We start from the raw sequence: 1343 nt of genomic DNA on the forward strand, positions 1-1343 counted from the left end.
GGGCCTGCCGACACTGCTGCTCGATGCCGACATGGGCAGCACAGACAGCGACAACCCGGTTGTTCCGGGCCTGAGTGCCAGGCACCTTGCCTATGTGATCTACACTTCCGGATCGACCGGACAGCCGAAGGGGGTGATGGTTGAGCACGCGCAGGTCACCCGTCTCCTGGCTGCGACACAGGAGCGCTTCCAGTTTGATCATAACGATGTCTGGACGCTGTTCCACTCCTTTGCCTTTGACTTCTCGGTATGGGAGCTGTGGGGGGCCTGGTCCTGTGGGGGACGCCTGCTGATTGTTCCCGCCGCGATCAGCCGTTCACCGCAGGCATTTTATGCGCTGCTATGCCGTGAGGGCGTGACTGTCCTCAATCAAACGCCCAGTGCCTTCCGGCAACTGAGCCAGGCTCAGGATAATACCGAACATGCGCTGCGCTGCGTTATCTTCGGGGGGGAAGCGCTGGAGTTACCTATGCTGGCACCCTGGGTGCGGCGTAATCCGACCCAACGTACCCGTTTGGTCAATATGTATGGCATTACAGAAGTTACCGTTCACGCGACGTATTGTGAGCTGACTGAGGAAGAGATATACGCTGGACGCGGTAGCCTGATCGGCCATCCACTGGCGGATTTGCGTGCCTACATCCTCGATCCTCACGGCCAGCCGGTTCCGGTGGGTGTCAGGGGGGAAATCCACATCGCCGGCACCGGCGTTGCCCGGGGCTATCTGAACCGCCCGGAACTCACCGCTGCGCGTTTCCTGGCGGATCCGTTCGCAGGCCAGCCCGGTGCGCGGATGTACCGGACCGGGGACCTGGGACGCTGGCTGCCGGATGGCACGATCGAATACCTGGGTCGTAATGACTGCCAGGTCAAAATCCGGGGCTTCCGTATCGAACCCGGAGAGATCGAAGCGTGTCTGGTGCAGTGCGCCGGCGTGCGCGAAGCGGTGGTGATTGCACGCGAAGACAGCCCGGGTGACAGGCGTCTGGTGGCCTACCTGGTCGCGGAAGCCGGCATCCTTCCCGAACCCGCCGGGCTGCGTCAGGCGCTGGCGCAGCAACTGGCGGACTATATGCTGCCGTCGGCCTTTGTGCGGCTGGATGCGCTGCCGCTGACGCCCAACGGCAAGCTCGATCGCCACGCCTTGCCCGCGCCGGATCAGGGCGCGGTGGTCAGCCGGGGCTATGAGGCACCGGCAGGCGAGATTGAAACGGCGCTGGCGCAAATCTGGCAGGATGTGCTGGGTGTGGCGCGTGTTGGACGGCACGATCACTTCTTCGAGCTCGGCGGGCATTCGCTGCTGGCTGTACAGCTGGCGGCACGCGTGCGTCAGGCGCTGGCCA

General features: G+C 63.6%; 1 protein-coding gene. It reads left to right on the plus strand.

From position 1 onward, the window contains the following. Positions 1-1343: amino acid adenylation domain-containing protein (locus DDA898_RS00425; protein ID WP_038909841.1), on the plus strand; the 1343-nt coding region annotated here is incomplete at both ends.

Origin of the sequence: Dickeya dadantii NCPPB 898 (genome assembly GCF_000406145.1) — a bacterium.
Lineage (GTDB): Bacteria > Pseudomonadota > Gammaproteobacteria > Enterobacterales > Enterobacteriaceae > Dickeya > Dickeya dadantii.